Source organism: Microcoleus sp. PH2017_08_TRC_O_A, assembly GCF_020738665.1.
Classification (GTDB): Bacteria; Cyanobacteriota; Cyanobacteriia; order Cyanobacteriales; family Microcoleaceae; genus Microcoleus.
In genome coordinates, this window is sequence record NZ_JAEQCE010000019.1 from 1 (window position 1) to 17623 (window position 17623).

Consider the following 17623-nt stretch of genomic DNA (forward strand, 5'->3'; position numbering starts at 1 on the left):
ATGTCTTTATCTCCACATAAACTGCCTAATTATCAACAAGGCATAAGAGCTATGAGCCTTATTCTATCAGCGTTATAGGCGACTTGTCACCCCGACAGCATAATGCTACAGCATTTTTATTCACAGAAAAACCATTAACTCAAAGGATGATCGCACTCAACGTCCCATCTGGTCTCTTGAAGAAATAGAAACCAAGATCGGCTACGATCTATTCCCTCTTCTTCCTCAAGAAATAAAACAAGATATCAAAGATATCAAATACATCTTTCCCAGTAAAGAATCTATTGGAGATACTTGGGCTAGCCTTCCTTGGAAATCAAATCCACCGCCACTTCCCGAAGACCCTACAGATCCGGAAGAGGAACTTGAGGAACTTGAGGGTGAATCTGAGGAACTTGAGGAGGAATAATAAATAATACCGAATCCGCGTTAAAATCCCCTTTATGTTCTTCCCCAACTCTCTCGATCTCCCTCTCGGCCCTAGTCGCGCTGCGGTTAATTATAAAAGGGATATTTAACGCGGATTTGTATTAATTTATCTGACGCCTATCGACACAGAAATATGATGAATATTCAAACGGAGGGTAGATCTGTTTTCAGCAATGTTTAGCATTTATCGCTCTGGGCAATTATCGTTTCGGATCGTTCCATCTGGCATGACAGTATTGCACAAGGTAGCGTCTTCCCATTCTCCGCAAAGATTGATTGTTGTATTTGGGCCATATTCAGGCTCTCCTCTAGCTCCCATCAGATTAGCATTGCACAGATTTGAACCATCAAATGATGTTTCCTCTAGAATCGCACCACTGAGGTTTGCTCCAGTAAGATCGGAATTAGTAAACCCTGTTTGATGCAACTGGGTGTTACTCAGATTTGCGCCAATTAGAGTTGCTTTATAAAAACCAGCTTCAGTGACATCTGCATCGCTGAGGTCGGCTCCAGTGAGGTTTGTATTTTGACAGTGGAGCCGAGATAAAAAACCATTTTTCAAATTAGCTCCACGCTCGGTTGGCATCAGTCACGTCAGCATAGTGCAAAGTTGCGTTTTCTAAGCAGGCATTACTTAGATTAGCTCCCGTCAAGTCAGCCCCTTCCAACCAAGCTCCTTTCAAGTTAGCACCACTAAAATTAGCATTAATCAACTGAGCGTCACCCAAGTGAGCATCGCTCAAGTTAGCATTACTCAAGTTAGCATTAATCAAGTGAATACAATCCAAGTGAGCATCGCTCAAGTTAGCACCACTCAAGTCAGCACCACTCAAATGAGTACTCGTCAAGTTAGCATTAATCAAAATAGCATTGGCGAGATTGATATCAATGAGCTTTGCCTTGTTCAAATCGACACCGCTCAAGTCAACCCCAGCAAAGTCTCTTTCTCCACTGGTATACCGTTCGAGCAATTCTTCAGCGTTCATAAATTATCTAGTCAATTATTTTAATTTTTGAATTATAGTATAATTATCCTATGTTTTGCTAGTCCAATTCGATCGCACTCAACCTCCTAGTCGCGCTGGTGCAGTTAACGACCGAGGGGAGATTTAACGCGGATTTGTATTAATTTATCTGACTCCTATTGAAACAGAAATCAGATGAATATCTGTTTTCAGCAATGTTTAGCATTCATCAAGCTGTACAATTATCATTTCGGATGGTTCCATCTGGCATGACAGTATTGCACAAGGTAGCGTCTTCCCATTTTCCGCAAAGATTGATTGTATTTGAGTCGTCATATTCAGGATCGGGTCTAGCTCCCATCAGATTAGCGTGGCACAGATTTGAACCATCAAATGATGTTTCATCCATAATTGCACCACTAAAGTTAGCTCCAGTAAGATCGGAATTCCAAAACCCTGTTTGATGTAGTTTGGTATTACTTAGATTCGCGCCAATTAGAGTTGCTTTATGAAAACCAGCTTCACCGAGGTCTGCATCGCTGAGGTCGGCTCCAGTGAGGTTTGTATTTTGGCAGTTGAGTCTAGATAAAAAACCATTTTTCAAATTAGCTCCACGCTCGGTTGGCATCAGTCGCGTCAGCAGAGTCCAAAGTTGCATTTTCTCTCGCAGGCATTACTTAGATTGGCTCCACTCAAGTCAGCCCCTTCCAACCAAGCTTCTCTCAAGTTAGCACCACTAAAATTAGCATTAATCAACTGAGCGTCACCCAAGTTCGCATCGCTCAAGTTAGCATTAGACCTCTGGCAAAAGTGCGAACGCTCTAGTAAAATAAAAGAAAAAATTAGCTGAATAATATGAATTACGAACAATTACAAAAGTCTACCCCCAAGGACTTCAAACGCTACTGTGGAGTACATCAAGAAACATTCAAGGAAATGGTAAAAATAGTCAAAGCGGAAAAAATATTTCAAAAAAAATCTGGAAGACCAAGCAAATTGTGCTCAGAAGACCAAATCTTAATGACATTATCCTATTTGCGTGAATATCCTACTTTTTTTCATTTAGGAATTAAATGGGGTATCAGTGAATCAAATGCTGATCGAATTGTAATTAGAACTGAGAAAGCTTTAATAAGGTCAGGTTTATTTAATTTACCTGGCAAAAAGATTCTTTATCAAAGTAACAATGAGATAAAAACTGTAGTATTGGATGTGTCAGAGCATGAAATAGAACGTCCCCAAAAAAAGCAAAAAAAATATTATAGTGGCAAGCAAAAATATCATACAATAAAATCGCAAGTTCTAGCCAACCCAAAAAGTGCTGAAATAATATGTACAGCTTTTGGTGACGGGAAGACGCATGATTTTAGTTTGTTTAAAAAAAGCAAGATCGGGATAAATCAAAACCTTGAATTGCTAGGTGATAAAGGTTATCAAGGAATCACAAAGATTCATACTAATAGTAGAACACCGTTCAAAAAAAACAAAAACAAAAAACTGAGTCAAGCCGAAAAACAATTCAATCGACAACTGGCAAAATCCAGAATTATCATGGAAAATATACATCGAAGTTTAAAGATATTTAGAATACTTTCATCTAGATATCGGAATCGAAGAAGACGCTTTGGATTAAGATTTAATTTAATAGCTGGTATTTATAATTATGAACTTTCTTTAAAGACAAATTAGCAATCGCCTGAGACTTTCGCAAGAGGTCTATTGAATCCTCCACCGAAACTCGGTACTACGTCACATCATTAACCGAAACAGCCGCTTCCCTTGCTCAAAGAATTCGAGGCTATTGGGGAGTCGAAAACAAGGTTCATTATGTCCGTGATGTCACCCGGCGTAGAAGATGCTTGTCGCATTCGCACTGTTGGACTCGTTCAATGTTGGACAATCGATCGCAATTTTTCCCTAAATTTGTATCGCGATCGTGGCTTTCAAAACATGGCTCAAGCTCAAGGTCTGGCTGGCTTGAGTTTTAACATACTTAAAGACATCTGTAGAATCAAATAGCCCTGGTGTGGTGTACATCGCTTGACATACACCTTGACCTGTCTGGCACTGCAAACCCTATAAACTAGGGTTATTTTATAAGACTTAAAGGGCTTGAATTTGCAATTGCCAATTACCAATCACCTAATTCCAACGCTTCTTGCGTTGTCGCTGGTTCGCCACCGCCTCCACCAGTCCCAATCCGAGAAAATTACTCAGCAGCGACGCATTCCCGTAACTAAGGAAAGGTAGCGGAATTCCTGTAACCGGGGCTAAGCCGATGTTCATCCCAATATTTACGAATACCTGAAAAATTAACATTGACAGTACGCCGATCGCCAGCAAGGAACCAAAATTGTCGTTTGCAGTTTGTGCGATCGTCACCAAGCGGAAACAAATGATCCAGAACACCAACAGCACTGCAATGCAGCCAATAAAGCCCAATTCTTCGCCGATCGCAGAAAAGATAAAGTCCGTATGCTGTTCGGGAATAAAGTTAAGCTGAGTTTGGGTTCCGTGAAACAAACCTCTGCCTTTGAGTTCCCCGGCCCCGATCGCAATCCGAGATTGAATCAAGTGATATCCGCTGCCTAAAGGGTCTTTCTCGGGGTTCAAAAACCCTGTCAGGCGCATTTTTTGATAATCCTTGAGGACGCCCCAAAATACGTGTCCGACGTGTCCAGAAACCACATTCACCAACACAGCACCGAAAGTCCCCAGCCAAGGCCAAGGTAGGCTACGCCAAGCAATAATACCCGCCACGACTACCCAGGCTACCCAAATCGGTGTGGACACGTTATTGAGGAGAACTGAGAAGAGAGGAGAGAACAACAATATTAACCATCCGGGATTGACATTTCCCCAGTAAAACATCCCCATTGTGATCGCGCCAAACACCAGCGAAGTACCTAAATTTGGTTCAGCAAAGATCAATCCCCAGGGTACGGCCATAATCGCCAGCATTCTCAACATATCGCGCACCGTAGGGACAGTCTTCTCGTGCAGGAGGGCTGCTAAGGTGATAATCATCCCTACTTTGGCAAATTCTGAGGGTTGCAGGTAGAAGCCGCCGATATTGATCCACCGCTGGGCACCGAGCCCTGTAGTACCAATAAACCGCACTGCAATCAGGGACAAATTAATGAATATGTAAATCGGCCATTTCCACTCAATCAGTATTTGGTAGCGACAGCGGGAAATGATGATGGCGAGGAACAAACCGACTCCGCCAGTTACCCAGTGCCGCCACCAGTCGATCGAGCCCTGGTTGATTTCGACGCTGCGGATCATGATTCCGCCGAAGATGGTGAGGCTGATGCAAGCGGCAAACAGCCAAGGATCTGCTTCTTCCCAGGGTTTGAAGATCGATGTCCAGCGGTTTCTGACTTGTATTCTTTGGAACATGAGGATTTTAGATTTTAGATTTTAGATTTTAGATTATCGAGCCGATTTTCGGAAGTTGTGGATATATAGCAGTTGACAGTTGACAGTTGACAGTTGACAGTTGACAGCAATCAAACCGTTTATGCTGTGGGTTCTCGTCTCCATTCATGGAAGTCATTTATGCCCTCACGCCATGTGGCGGTTGCTATATTTTGGATGCTGAGCCTGCACTGTAACTTTAGAAGATTTGGTGTCAGTACGTCACTTTATTCGGCGAGTTGTACGGAGGTTCCGGGCAGTCTGCAACTGGCCGAGGTGCGCAGTGTGCACAAATCTGTAGGGTGCGCAGTGTGCACAAATCTTGTAGGGTGCGCAGTGCGCACCTTACGCGGATTTAGCTCGCTCCGCAAGTCCTAGAATCGGTCAAGTCGGCTCGTAAAGGTACTCAAAACCGTTACCGTCGGGGTCTCTGCCGTAAAAAGACGCTGTACCGTCGCGGTGTTCGTGAATCTGGGTGACGGAAACACCTTCAGTTTTGAGTTGTTCGTAGGCGGATTCCATTTCGGTGCGATCGTCAAATACAAACCCAAAATGCGGCCCTGCTTGGTCGTAAGTCGGACTCAACAGCGCCAGTCCATCATCTCCTGCTTTTAAATAAGCCCAGTCTGCATCTTTCCAAACTAACTCCATTCCCAATTTGCTGTAGAACTCAGCAGCTTTCTCTATGTCTTGCACGCAGACGGCTACGTGTCCCAATCGTTTTAGTTTCATGTCTAGAAATTTTATTGTTGTGCTTTACTTTATTGTATCTTTTTTCCTTTGTTTCTCAGTTAATTAGGGATTTTTTCGGGATTTTTGGTAGCGGCAAACTGTACTTTTTCTACTTGTTTGCTGGCGTCCATTTCGCTGAACAGTTGAATGGCGCGATCGAAGTTTTCTTGGGCTTTCTCGATGTTGCCGAGTTTTTGTTCTGTCAGTGCGAGCTGATAGCAAGCTTCGGCTCGGTCTAATTTAGCGCTGGGCAGATCGAGTATTTCTATTGCTTCTGCATGGTGCTGCATGGCTTGGTCAAATTCTCCTCGTTCTCGGTACAGGGCAGCTATACCGCTAAGAGCTTTGGCTTTGACGGTGCTGTAAAGGTTTTCGTCGGCCTGGGCGATCGCCTGACTGTACAAGCTCAAAGCTTTTTCTGGATCTCCGAGGTTTTTATAGGTGGTGGCTAGAAACACTAACTTGTATCCCGTACCCACTAACTGGCTCTCTTCGCGATCGGCATATAGTTTGTCGGCGAGTTCCTTGGCAGCTTTTTTGACTCCCACACAGGAGTTGAGAAAAGCTAACCCGACCTCGATCGAATAACTGTTAATCCCGATAATCCCGATTTCCTCCCGCGAATTTTTCATTTTGACAAATATCTCCAGAGCTGGTTCTAATTCCAGCATTTCTATTTTGCAAAACCCTATATTGATTGCAGCGTTAAGTTTCCAAAATTCTAGATTAGCTTTTTGGCCGTTTTCCGGTTCGCTATTTTTTGCTATATTTTGCAGACATTTAGTGGCTTTTCTTTCGGATATTTGGTGACATTCTATGGCTTGATTGATGTCGCCCAATATTCTGTAAGAAACGCCTAAAATACTGTAAAGACCGCTCAAATAATAGTCAGAAGTCACATTGTTGACGATGCGAGTAGTTGCTGAAATTATTGGCTGCAAGAAACCTAGTTTATAGAGCGCTCGTCCGAGTTTGTAATCTTTGGCAAACTGGATATTGATTTTTTTGAGGATGACGCTAGCGGCCTGCTCGAAACAGCTAATTGCCACGTAATGATAGTAAGCTTCAAAAGCTTTCAGCGCATCTTCTACGGTTTCAATAATCTCGACGCTATCCGTCCAAAACTCGGCTGCTTTGCGGTTGGCGGTGTCCCAGTCTGCGGGCGAAAGCCGATCGACTGCTTCTTCCCGAATTGCTGGATGCACCCAGTATTCGCCTTTTTGGGACTCGACTAGCGATCGGTGCAACAGCGATTTAATGATTTGTCTGCGTCCGGCTTCGGGCACGTCCCACAGCAGGCACAAAAGTGCATCACTAGGGACTGTCGGCACGTCTTGATAGCGGTAACAGCCCAAGCGGCAAAGGAGTTGATAGGCTTCGGGATCGAGTTCTTGCAGGCGGTTGAATTGACTGGTAACTAAATTTTTTAAGTCGGTTTCCACCAGCGGATCGTCGCTGTTTTCCAGCCAGTAGGCTGCCATATCTCCGTCAAAATCTTCTCGGATTGTCCCCCAAAGAATGCCCATGGCTTTGGCATTACCGCCGTAAACTTTGTGCATTTCCTGGAGTGCGACAGGATCTATTTTGATGTTGCGATCGCCAAAATACTGCTGCCAAGTTTCCACGTCCAATCCCGGAAGCAGGTAGTGTTCGACGGTTACGTCAGAATCGCAAAGTCGATCGCGACTGGTAATCAGCGTTACCGACTGCACCGCGGCATCAGCCAAAACTCGCAAGAGTTCGACGTACAGCCGGTGGGGTTCAATAAACTTACCTTGTCCGTCGAGGGCGGCTTCCAAATTGTCAATCAATACGCCGACTTTGAGAGTCTGAAGTTGCCGCTTCAGCCGCCCGAGGGTGACACCAAAGTCTGGCCCTGGTTCTTCTTGGAAGTCTTGCTTGAGCCATTCTTCGATCGCACTTTCTAAGGCTGTGAGGTTTTCTGTCTCTTTTGCCATCAGCAGTTCAATTACGCGATCGAACCCTTGAGATTTCAGGTACTGTCTGGCTAAAGTCGTTTTGCCCATACCGCCGGCACTTTGGATCACAATCACTTTAGCGCCTTGGGCTACCAGAGTATTCAGATCCTCGATCGCCTCAAACCTGCCCAAAAAGTTCGGATTTTCGATTTCCAAGTCCGAATCTAGCCCCAGGGACGATCGGGGCGGAACAATTTGCCCCGACTGCGGTTCTAGTTTCGAGTAGCTGCGCCAATATCGATCTATTACCGCTTGCAGGTTATCTCTTTTAACTTTTTCACCTTCTCCAAACAAAGCTGAAAGGCGCTTCCACAAATTAGAGGCAGCATCCTTAACAGTCCCTACTCCATATCCTTCACTCTCTGCAACCTGTTGGTACGTCCTGCCTTGCACCCCCATCCATGCTTCGCGAAAGATCGCGCTGTCAAGGTTGTCGAGAGTTTTCAGGTTTCGAGCCACAAGTAACGAGTTAGTAAAATCCAGTGCTTGATCCGCTTCCATTGAGTCACCAGGTTTAGCGTTACCTATTATCAAACAACTCTAACAGACTTTTTCCGACTCGCTTACGGGCTCAAACAGCCGACTTATAAGGACTTTTGCCGACTGACACAGCCATGGTTGACCTGCGAGACTGTTGAGTGTGGAGGGGAAGTTGACCGACAAGCTTCTGACATCCGCACCAATCAAGTCGAACTTACATTCAGGAGCCAGCAGCTATGTCTATTAACACTGATGAAAAGGCGATCGTCGATGAAGCAATTCGCCCTCAAGAATGCGGCCGGGTGCGCTTTCAAAGCACTTGGTGGCCTGCAAAATGCGATCGAGACATAACTTTTCACCCCGGGGATGTGGTTCGAGTTGTGGGAATTGACAACATTACCCTGATTGTCACAGCCTAGCTTTGACAGTTGACAGTTGACAGTTGACAGTTGACAGCAAGAGGGCGACCTCTACCTGGAAATTGGTAACGAGTCGAGCAATCAGTTTTTCGCATCTCAAACTTCAGCCAAACTTATAATCAGGAGCCAGCAATCATGACTTTTGACAATTCCGAAAAAGCGATCGTCGATGAAGCAATTCGCCCTCAAGAGTCCGGCCGCGTGCGCTTCCAAAACAGTTGGTGGCCTGCAAAATGCGAGCAAGAGATGACTTTTCAACCGGGTGACGTGGTTCGCGTCATCGGAATTGACAACATTACTCTGATTGTGGCAGCCTAGCTGCCGATCGAGCCAGTGAATCGAGTCCTGCAAGTTTTTACCTCTCAAGAATCCGACGAATCTGCACTCAGGAGTCCTAAAGTTATGAGTCTCAACCATTTGAAAAAAGCCGTCGTAGAAGAAGAAATCCGTCCAGGCGAGTCCGGTCGCGTCCGATTCCAGAGCACTTGGTGGCCTGCGAAGTGCGATCGACAAATAACTTTGAAACCCGGTGCTGTGGTTCGTGTCCTGGCACTTGAGAACGTGACTCTGATCGTTGAAGCGTAGTTGGGAATTAAGGATTTACCGAGTCTGGTTATAAGTTTATCGCCTTTGAAGGTTACGAAAAATTTGAAATTGGGAGCCAAAAATATGACTGTTAGCTATTTGGAAAAAGCGATCGTAGATGAAGAAATTCGACCAAATCAACCCGGTCGCGTCAGCTTCCAAAACAGTTGGTGGCCAGCTAAGTGCGACGATCTACAAATAACTTTGAAACCCGGTGCTGTGGTTCGAGTCCTGAGACTTGAAAACATTACTCTAATAGTTGAAGCTTAGTTCGGAAAAACTCTGAGGTGGGGAGTAGTCAGTCGATTTTAGATTTTAGATTTTAGATTTTAGATTTACACTCTCATTAAATCTGAGAGTTTGAAAGTCAGTCTAAAATCAGGGATCTGCCAGACTCAAGTTGAGGATTTGTATCGGTTTGTAGAAGGCAGAATTTAACTTCCCGCTTGCAATTGTTGGGATAAGAAATCTGACCATTTAATCAAACTTAAAAAGCGCGAGCTTTTCGCATCCAAAAGTCAAACATAACCTATCTTCAGGAGCCATCCACCATGTCTACTAACTATGTCGAAGAAGCAAGCTTTATTGAAGAAGAAGGAATCTTAGCCTTCGCTGATCAGGAAAAAGTGGGCAGTGTTAATCAAGCAAAATCAGCCGTCTCCGGTGCGGAAAAGTCCAGCACCGATGTAGCAGAAGAGACGGCGGTCGGTGAGGAAAAACCCGCTGTCGGCGATGCAGAAACAGTCCATACTCATCTAGCGCCAAAAGATATCGCCCCAGACCAAAAAGCGATCGTCGAAGAAGAAATTCGTCCGGGAGAATCTGGTCGCGTCCGTTTCCAAAGCAGTTGGTGGCCTGCAACATCTGACCAAGAAATTACTTTTAAACCCGGAGAAGCGGTTCGAGTCATCGCCATTGACAATGTGACTCTGATTGTTGAAGGGTAATTGCAAAGCATCTTCCGATTTTAGATTTTGGATTTTAGATTTTAGATTGGAGGATTTGGGGATTGGGAGATTGATGAATGGTTTATTAATTGGTAAATACCTCGGAAACTGTTCGCCTTCAAAACAATTCCAACCAATTTTTAGGAGTAGCAATCATGTTTTTTGACTATTTTGAAGAAGCAATCGTTGCAGAAGAAATTCGACCGGGTGAATGCGGCCGCGTCCGCTTTCAATGTAGTTGGTGGCCCGCTAAGTGCGATAAAGGCATAACTTTTAAACCCGGGGAACTGGTTTATGTGGTAGGAATTGACAAGATTACTTTATTGGTGGAGGGTATAGCTTGAAATGCGGGAATTTGCGATCGCGCTGCCGCCTAGGCGGATCTCTCTTCAAATCTCTTCAAAAGCGCGATCGAACTTCTCACCTCTGTTAATTGCAATATTCTAGAGTTTAACCTCAACAACTACTCACCGCTGACAGTCTTGTCGGCGGTTTTTTTTCAGTAGGAAGACGGTACCGTGCCTATTGGTGAAAACTTAAGCCTGAAAGCCTTGATAAATCTCGTTTTTACCTGAGTCCAGATCCCCCTCGCATCCCCCGCATCGTTGCGGGGACTTTGAGACAACTCCTGTCCCCCCCGACTATCCGGGGGGCTAGACAGGGTTAATTAAAGGTACGTAGTTGCGATGAAAGCGCTCTTTCCTAATATTATAAAGAGCGCTTTCATCGCAACTACGTACCTAATTTGTATGACGACAATAAATTTGATGTTAAGTTGACACTCCGAAAGGCTCTTGGAGTGTCCCTAATTACCCACAGCCTATGTATCATGCTGAGTGAAACGAAGCATCTCCCTCAATGCTTCGCCCAAGTGCGTTTAGGACTTTTCATAACGGACCAGAAGATGCCAGAGAAAAATATCCGGATCGTCATGCTGGATCTGAGCTTTAAACATCGAAACAAAAGGCTCATAGTCCAAAAACTCCATCTCCAAACAAAGTTGTTTTAATCCCGCTTCTTTAAAGATGCGATTCAAACGCAAGGGAGTGTAATAAATCTGGGCATCTTGCCACTCAGCGTCCCAAACTTTATTGCAGTATACATCGATAAATCCCTCTGTAACACAGTGAGCGTGTTTGCGACTAAAATAGGCAATTTCTAAGAAGCATAAGGTAGTTGGAAAATATCCGTATATCTTGCCACTGGGCTTGAGAACTTTACCAAATTCCCGAATCATCTGGCGGTTGGTTTTATCCTCACTGGAAACCACAGAATTTGCGAGGAGCACGTAATCAAATTTATCGTTCCACTCCGGTTTTTGTTCGATGATTCGCGTGGAGTCTACTTCCTCAAACACGATTTGCTGGTTGTTGAGTCGGGCATCTCCATCTGCTTTTCCCCAATCTGCTCGTGCTTTTTCAATCGCTGTTTTGGAAAAATCGGTACAGTAGATTTGTCCAATTTGGGGGCAAAATTCTAGTAAAGTCTTCTGAAGATAAATTTCCGAGCCGCAACCGGGAATTAGGACTTTGATGTCAGGCGAGTTGGGAATATCATAGCCGGGAGAACGCTCTGGACGGATTAAGTTTTTGCAGATTTTGGGGTCTTGGGTAATGCTGAAAGCGGTGTTGGTATAATCTTCGTGGTTGTTATCCCAGAGAGCTTTCTCTTCTTCAAGTGATTTCGAGCCAAGGTTTTGAGAAGAGGGGATTAGCCATTTGTAATCATTTGTATCGGTCATAATTTTTAACTCCAAAATGTTCAGTACAAGTTAAATCTGCGTGTCAATCACTCACCACCAATCTGCCGTTTTCCATCACATACGTGACATCCGCACGCAACGCATTAGCCATGCGGTGGGTGATGAAAATCACCGTGCGTTCTTTGGTAATGCGCTCGATGGTGGTGAGGATTTTGGCTTCCGTGGCGGGATCGAGGGCGGATGTGGCTTCATCGAGAATTAGAATTGCTGGATTTCTCACCAACGCCCTCGCCAGGGCGATTCTTTGGCGTTGTCCCCCTGATAACTGTCCGCCCCTGTCACCAACAGGTGTGTCGTAGCCTTGGGGTAAGGACAAAATAAATTCGTGAATCTCGGTGGCTTTGGCTGCGGCTTCGACTTGTTCGTCAGTGGCTTGTAGATAGCCCATGCGGATGTTGTCTCGCACCGAGCAATTAAACAGAATTACATCCTGAGAAACCAGTCCAATTTGAGAACGGAGGGAGCGTACTGTGGCATGACGTAAATCAATTCCATCAAACAGAATGCGTCCTTTATCTGGATCGTAAAATCGCGTTAGCAAGTTGACAATTGTACTTTTGCCTGCTCCACTTTGACCGACAAATACCACAAAGTCTCCTTGGCGAATCTTCAGGGAGAGATTTTTAACTCCTCCTCTATCTTGGGAGTAGCTAAAGGTAACATCGTCAAAGTAAATATCGCTGAAAAAGTGAGGTAAATCAATCGCGCCTGGTGCATCCTGAATCGCCGGAGTTTCTGATAAGATATCGCTGATGCGTTGCAGCCCTGCCACTCCATCAATAAATGCCGGTATTGACGAAGTTAAACCAAGAATATTGAGATTCAACCCTAGCATTAAAACTTGAAAGGAGGCAAGGGTGCCTACGGAAATGATATTCTGGTATGTCATGACAGCACCGATACTTAAAACGATAAGCTGCGTCAAGACAAAACCAATCATGGGGACTTTCTGCACTAAGTAGGAGAGAAAGGTTGCCCGGACATAAACCTGTTTTAAGTCATTCAAATCGGTGGCAAAATCTTCAGTCATTTGGTTCTCCAGCCCGAATATCTTGACAACGGTTTGCGAGAGGATATTCTCTTCGATAACGCTGGCAATCTGTCCTTCTTTTTGCAGCAACTTATAGCCGACTTCGGTGGCAAGGCTGGCAATTTTTGCTGGAGCAATGGTACAGATAGTTAAACCGATTAAACTGAGCAGGGCTAATTGCCAGTTGAGGAGGAAGAGGAAAACCATAGAAAATAGGAAGTTAGACAGTTGTAAAACAACAACTGTCAGCCCCATTGTAATTACACCATTTTCCACCTTTTGGACATCGGCGATCAGACAATTGACAATATCCCCGGCTGAACGCCGTCCAAAAAACTCCATTGAAAGGCGTTGGAGATGCTCGAATAGAGAGTATCGGATATTGTTAGTGATTAAAATGCCCAAACGCGCTCCTAGGAAAATTCCTAGCAAACCGATGCAGGCATATAGAATTGCTCCCACGACTAGCAATGACAGGATTAGAACCAGAAGACTATAGTTTTGGGGAACGATGGCGGCATCGATGATAAATTTTAAGCTGGCTCGGAAGACTGAATCAAATGCTGCGTCGCATATCAGGCAGATAAAGAGTAAAATGAATTGCCATTTGTAGGAGGCAATGTATTTGTTGAGGGTTTTAAAGAACCAAATAAGTTCCATGAGTTATGGGAGTTTGTCTACAGGCAAGATTTATACTTTGACTTGTGCAATTTCAATTGGATAGCCTTCTTATTAAGCAGGGTGGGCATTGTTCACCCTACAGGGATTTTCAGTTGTAATTTCTCAGCACCATCACTAGGATTTTACTGATTAACTTTTAAGTTAAAAATAACGGAATCGCACAACTTCTCTCCTTTTTGTTGTTAGCTTACTTGTTGTCTTGATTGAGTTTTTGTCCTCAACTTTCTCAATATTAGTCGAGATTTAATAGGTTTGTCAAGCTTAAGAAACAGAGTTTACACAAACTTTATCTTACCGAAAAACACAAATAAATCAACAGGAAATAATCCGATGCTATTATTTTAAGCTCGGATTATTTCTCTTTATTCTGCTGTTTTAAATAGCAGATGTGAGGCAAGTAAATGGAAGGTGGTTAAAGAAGCAATGCTCTCTTGACTCCTGAATTAGAGTGTGTTGAGGCGCGATCGCCTTTAAGGGTTGCGTCAGACTTTTACTCCTAAAAATGCTTTACACTCTGAAGACGATTACCAGCGATAATTTCTGAATTTCTAGAGTTAACAAAAGCCTCGACTAACGATTCCTAACTGAAAAAATCATTTTGGGATAGGTGGAGTGCGATTGCACTTCCTTATCAAAGGTTAAAATATCAAACAGAAGACACTCTACGCGATCTCCCAGGAATCGATTGGCTCACAAGCCCTTAAATTAAGGCTGTTACTGTATATCCAGGTGAACATTGTGAAATATATTGCTCAGCTAAATCGTGTATTCGACCGTTAATCACGCTACAGGGAACATACCAAGGGCTATCTATACATTGAATTTGAAGTGTTTCATTCGATGGATTATAATTCCATGTGACCGTGAATCCATCCTGAGTATATGAACCACTCTTGCCCGAAATATTATATCCTTGGGATCTAGCTGCTGCCTCTAAACAATCCAGAAGGTTTTGAGTAATGTTACTGAATGTTTGTAATGCACAAGCGCTCATAAAGTATCCTTTTTTTTGTTGTTCATCCTTAAGACGAATCCAGAGATCGATTTCTGAATTTTTCGAGTTAGGCGCTGTTTTTTCCTAACTCAATGCACCCCATGAAACCACCTCAAACACAAGAACTATAATTTCCACCCATTGCACTAGATTTTGTCATTGAATTAACATCAGCAACAAAAGATGTAGGATAGGCGCTGACGGCAGTGCCTACCCTACATCTATTTTCAATTACCGAGCGATTTTCGCTCAGAACTGATTTTTACTTTTAATAACGAAATCTAAATAGCATTATTTTTCTCCTTTTTTAGATGAATTTGATGTGCTTTCTGTGGAGACAAAATTTTATTTTTGTCTCTACACCTATAAGACGAATCCAGAGGTCAATTTCTGAATTTTTCGAGTTAGAGGCTGTTTTTTCCTAACTTAATGCACTCTGAGAGGTTCAGATCCCCGACTTTCCGAAGAAGTCAAGGATCTACGCTTTAGAACGAGATCCCTTTCGCCTCTTACCTTTCAACCGTTTCACAGCCTCCTCAACCTCCCCGCGAAAAGGGTAGAGCAACCGCCGGCTCAGCGCACTTCGATAGGCCTCCACAGCCTCCCTCACATCCCCCAAGCCCAACAACGCCCTCCCTCGCCAGTAACCAGCCATCGCTGGGTCAAACTCCATCAATTCCTGAGACTGACAAGCCTTTTCCAAGCATTTCCGGCTCGCCACCTCATCCCCCAACACTCCATAACTCTCCCCCAGCCACACCGCAGCAGATACAGATTGCAGATAACCCCCCTCTTCTGGTAACAACTCCCATCCTTGCGCCAAAGCCTCCACCGCCGCCCGGTGTTTGAGAGCCAATGCCAACACCCGCCCGTGAGCAAACCAAGCATCAGGTAACTGCGGCTCAAGTTGCGTCCCCTTCGCAGAGACAGCACACCCTCGCTCAATCTCCTGAAAACTTTCCACCAACACCCGCCCCGCCGTCGTCCAAACACTCCAGCGATCGGGAAAACAATCGAGCATTTCTTCTACTATTGATGTCAGGGTGACTTCACGGTTCGATCGCCCTAAATCCCCCTTAAAAAGGGGGACTTTGAGAGGAGTTCCCCCCTTGCAATTAGAAGACTTTGCCTGCTCTATCTCCCCCCTTCTTAAGGGGGGCTGGGGGGGATCTAGAGAGGCTGGGGGAGAGGTAACAGGCAAAATCTCACACAACGCCCGATAAATTTCACAATCCAGGGGATACAGACGATAAGCCTCCAGCATCGCCGCCGCCGCCCTCTGATATTCCCCCGTGTGGAACAAGTAACGCCCGTAGGAATACCAACCCCTAGGATGATTCGGGTGTTCCTCGGTAAACCCTTCCAACACCGCAACCCCGTTAGCCGACTCCCCCCGGAAAAGGTGATAATATGCCAGCAACTCATGACCGTCCGCCGCATCAGGAGCCAGTTGCAGCACAGAAGCGATCGTCTTTTTAGTCTGCTTCCCCTCCTCACCCGATACCAATCTCATCCGGCAACGAGTATCCGCCAGTCGTTTGAGTACCCCAAAATCACCCGGAGCCACCTCTAGCGCTTTGCTCAACCGCTGCTGCGCTTGGCGCACGTTCCCCACCGCCACCAGAGCGTCATAGCTGCCGATCGACGCGACAATATCCTCTGGGTGCAGTGACAAAACGGCATCAAAGGCTCGCAAAGCTGCAACCGCATCGCCTCTCCCCACCTGCACCTGGGCCAACGCCAGCCAGTGAGCTGCATTGTGAGGTTCAAGGGAAGCCGCCGACTCAAAAGCGAGTATCCCTGCCTGAGTATCACCTCTACAGAGTGCGATCGATCCGCTGATATGCTGTCGAGTCGCCTCATTGCGCGCATTCGCCGAGGCACTTTCATAAACCGCTGCTGCCTCAACCTCTTGTCCCATAAGCTGCAAGAGTTTTGCCAATTGCAAGCGGACGCCGATCGATGGTGGTTGCTGCCGATCGATTACTTGGCGATATTCCTCAACCGCCTGCTCGATCTGACCCATTTCAGACAGCAGATTCGCCAATTCCAACCGTTTCTTCCACCCAGAGGGAAACTGCTGCACGTACTCACTTAATGTTTTCAGCTTCTGCTCTTGTCGGGTTGGCTTGGAGTCTGCAACCAGGTAAGCATTTAACTCCACCCCAGAGGACTGAGTGAGCGATACCACCCGGAGTGTAGTGTTTCTAGACATATTGCTGTTACCTGATAATTAATTGTCTCGCCAATGTTCTGAGGGATGGGGGCGATCGCGGGTGGGGCGATCGTTTCATCGGATTGTAGGGGCAATCCCCCCGCCCCAAAATCTTGACGGGGTAGGCACTCTTGCGCTACCCCTACAGTAAATTCATCTGCGATCGGGGCAACTTCCCCCTTTTGAGAAGACTCGGAGGAATCTAACAGAGCATCATCCAACCCTGACAAATACCTGCTCAAACGCTTTTGCAGAATCTCTCGCGCCTGTTGGATGCGCTTGTAAACGTTATCTAGCGAGAGAGCAAGTTTTTGGGCAATATCTTGATAGGCAATTTGGTGGCAGTAACGCAGGATAAACGGATTGCGTAATCGAGAAGGAAGAGTATTAATAGCGCGGCGAATGTACTGTCCCAACTCATGATGCAGAAGTGCCTCTTCAGGAGAGTTTAAACCAGAAATAACTGCTGAATTTCCTGTAGCAGCTAATTCTTCAATATCCTCCATCTGCATTGCTTTCCGGCGGCGTTCTCGGTGTATATCTATACATAGATTATGGGTTAAGCGAATCAGCCAAGCTCGGAGGTTGGTGATTTTTTCGGCATGGTTTGGCAATTTATCCCAAGCTTTAAGCATGGCGCGACTGAGCACCTCTTCGGCATCAGTAGGATTCCCCCCCATCCACTTGACACAGCAACGGTAAAGATAATCTCGATTCTGTTCCCATAGCTGCCAAAATGCTTTCTCCATATCTTCTGGGCAACCCCAAATGTCTGCTGCAATAACGGATTGAGAATTTGACATGATTTTAAAAGTGGTGAAAGATAGATGTGAAGGAACATTCCTCTATTCCTTTTTTCGTTGCACCCCAATCCCGAAAACATCTCGCTCTGTGCGATCCGAGTATTTATCCGACTAAAGATTCGATTCAGTGTCGTTAGCGAATATTCAAGGTTGATTGTTGTCAGGGTGATTCATCAATCACC

19 protein-coding genes are annotated in these 17623 nt (G+C 45.2%); 8 read left to right on the forward strand and 11 right to left on the reverse strand.

The annotated features are described in order from the left end of the window. Positions 1-613 precede the first annotated feature (613 nt). From JGK22_RS07965 to JGK22_RS33220, 4 genes are all read right to left on the reverse strand, one after another. Positions 614-1015 (reverse strand): pentapeptide repeat-containing protein, encoded by a 402-nt coding sequence (locus JGK22_RS07965; protein WP_293205707.1) that lies wholly within the window; start codon positions 1013-1015, stop codon positions 614-616. After that, positions 993-1415 carry a pentapeptide repeat-containing protein gene (locus JGK22_RS07970; protein WP_293205709.1) on the reverse strand — a complete coding sequence of 141 codons (423 nt, stop codon included), beginning with the start codon at positions 1413-1415 and terminating at the stop codon, positions 993-995. Before JGK22_RS07970 ends, JGK22_RS07965 begins: the two co-directional genes overlap by 23 nt. Positions 1416-1623: 208 nt before the next feature. After that, the gene (locus JGK22_RS07975) at positions 1624-2052 is read right to left on the reverse strand and encodes a pentapeptide repeat-containing protein (protein ID WP_293205711.1); all 429 of its coding nucleotides are present in this window, start codon (positions 2050-2052) and stop codon (positions 1624-1626) included. Beyond that, positions 2031-2264 (reverse strand): pentapeptide repeat-containing protein, encoded by a 234-nt coding sequence (locus tag JGK22_RS33220; RefSeq protein WP_363319120.1) that lies wholly within the window; start codon positions 2262-2264, stop codon positions 2031-2033. The genes JGK22_RS07975 and JGK22_RS33220 overlap by 22 nt, the downstream gene beginning before the upstream one ends. On the opposite strand from JGK22_RS33220, the gene JGK22_RS07985 reads away from it, so the two are divergent. Then, positions 2250-3083, forward strand: coding sequence for an IS5 family transposase (locus JGK22_RS07985; RefSeq protein ID WP_293205713.1), 834 nt, complete (start codon positions 2250-2252; stop codon positions 3081-3083). The two genes, JGK22_RS33220 and JGK22_RS07985, sit on opposite strands and share 15 nt — an antisense overlap. Before the next feature lie 138 nt (positions 3084-3221). Continuing rightward, a complete protein-coding gene (locus JGK22_RS07990) occupies positions 3222-3413 on the forward strand; it encodes a hypothetical protein (RefSeq protein WP_293205715.1) in 192 nt (63 codons plus the stop codon). 123 nt (positions 3414-3536) lie between these two features. On the opposite strand, the gene rodA is transcribed toward JGK22_RS07990, so the two are convergent. From rodA to JGK22_RS08005, 3 genes are all read right to left on the reverse strand, one after another. Beyond that, positions 3537-4796: a rod shape-determining protein RodA gene (rodA, locus tag JGK22_RS07995; RefSeq protein ID WP_293176851.1), complete on the reverse strand. Its 1260-nt coding sequence runs from the start codon at positions 4794-4796 to the stop codon at positions 3537-3539. A 402-nt stretch (positions 4797-5198) separates the two neighbouring features. Further along, positions 5199-5546 (reverse strand): VOC family protein, encoded by a 348-nt coding sequence (locus tag JGK22_RS08000; RefSeq protein WP_293176849.1) that lies wholly within the window; start codon positions 5544-5546, stop codon positions 5199-5201. A gap of 59 nt (positions 5547-5605) precedes the next feature. Continuing rightward, on the reverse strand, positions 5606-8026 hold the full coding sequence (locus JGK22_RS08005) for a tetratricopeptide repeat protein (RefSeq protein WP_293176847.1): 2421 nt from the start codon (positions 8024-8026) through the stop codon (positions 5606-5608). Positions 8027-8241: 215 nt separating this feature from the next. Between JGK22_RS08005 and JGK22_RS08010 the strand changes: the two genes are divergently transcribed. The 6 genes from JGK22_RS08010 to JGK22_RS08035 all read left to right on the forward strand — a co-directional run bounded on the left by JGK22_RS08010 (position 8242) and on the right by JGK22_RS08035 (position 10300). Then, positions 8242-8424: an NfeD family protein gene (locus tag JGK22_RS08010; RefSeq protein WP_293176845.1), complete on the forward strand. Its 183-nt coding sequence runs from the start codon at positions 8242-8244 to the stop codon at positions 8422-8424. Positions 8425-8559: 135 nt separating this feature from the next. Continuing rightward, the gene (locus JGK22_RS08015) at positions 8560-8742 is read left to right on the forward strand and encodes an NfeD family protein (RefSeq protein ID WP_293144766.1); all 183 of its coding nucleotides are present in this window, start codon (positions 8560-8562) and stop codon (positions 8740-8742) included. Between the two features lie 15 nt (positions 8743-8757). Next, a complete protein-coding gene (locus JGK22_RS08020) occupies positions 8758-9009 on the forward strand; it encodes an NfeD family protein (RefSeq protein WP_293176843.1) in 252 nt (83 codons plus the stop codon). An 84-nt stretch (positions 9010-9093) separates the two neighbouring features. After that, positions 9094-9279: an NfeD family protein gene (locus JGK22_RS08025; protein WP_293176841.1), complete on the forward strand. Its 186-nt coding sequence runs from the start codon at positions 9094-9096 to the stop codon at positions 9277-9279. A gap of 281 nt (positions 9280-9560) precedes the next feature. Beyond that, entirely contained in the window at positions 9561-9956 is a 396-nt protein-coding gene (locus JGK22_RS08030) for an NfeD family protein (RefSeq protein WP_293205717.1), read from the forward strand. 155 nt (positions 9957-10111) lie between these two features. After that, entirely contained in the window at positions 10112-10300 is a 189-nt protein-coding gene (locus tag JGK22_RS08035) for an NfeD family protein (protein ID WP_293176837.1), read from the forward strand. Positions 10301-10833: 533 nt separating this feature from the next. On the opposite strand, the gene JGK22_RS08040 is transcribed toward JGK22_RS08035, so the two are convergent. From JGK22_RS08040 to JGK22_RS08055, 4 genes are all read right to left on the reverse strand, one after another. Further along, positions 10834-11697 carry a class I SAM-dependent methyltransferase gene (locus JGK22_RS08040; RefSeq protein ID WP_293196631.1) on the reverse strand — a complete coding sequence of 288 codons (864 nt, stop codon included), beginning with the start codon at positions 11695-11697 and terminating at the stop codon, positions 10834-10836. Positions 11698-11740: 43 nt separating this feature from the next. After that, the gene (locus JGK22_RS08045) at positions 11741-13408 is read right to left on the reverse strand and encodes an ABC transporter ATP-binding protein (RefSeq protein WP_293196632.1); all 1668 of its coding nucleotides are present in this window, start codon (positions 13406-13408) and stop codon (positions 11741-11743) included. Between the two features lie 1493 nt (positions 13409-14901). Then, positions 14902-16638: a tetratricopeptide repeat protein gene (locus JGK22_RS08050; protein WP_293218858.1), complete on the reverse strand. Its 1737-nt coding sequence runs from the start codon at positions 16636-16638 to the stop codon at positions 14902-14904. Next, positions 16578-17441, reverse strand: coding sequence for an RNA polymerase sigma factor (locus tag JGK22_RS08055; protein ID WP_293218860.1), 864 nt, complete (start codon positions 17439-17441; stop codon positions 16578-16580). Before JGK22_RS08055 ends, JGK22_RS08050 begins: the two co-directional genes overlap by 61 nt. Positions 17442-17623: the final 182 nt, after the last annotated feature.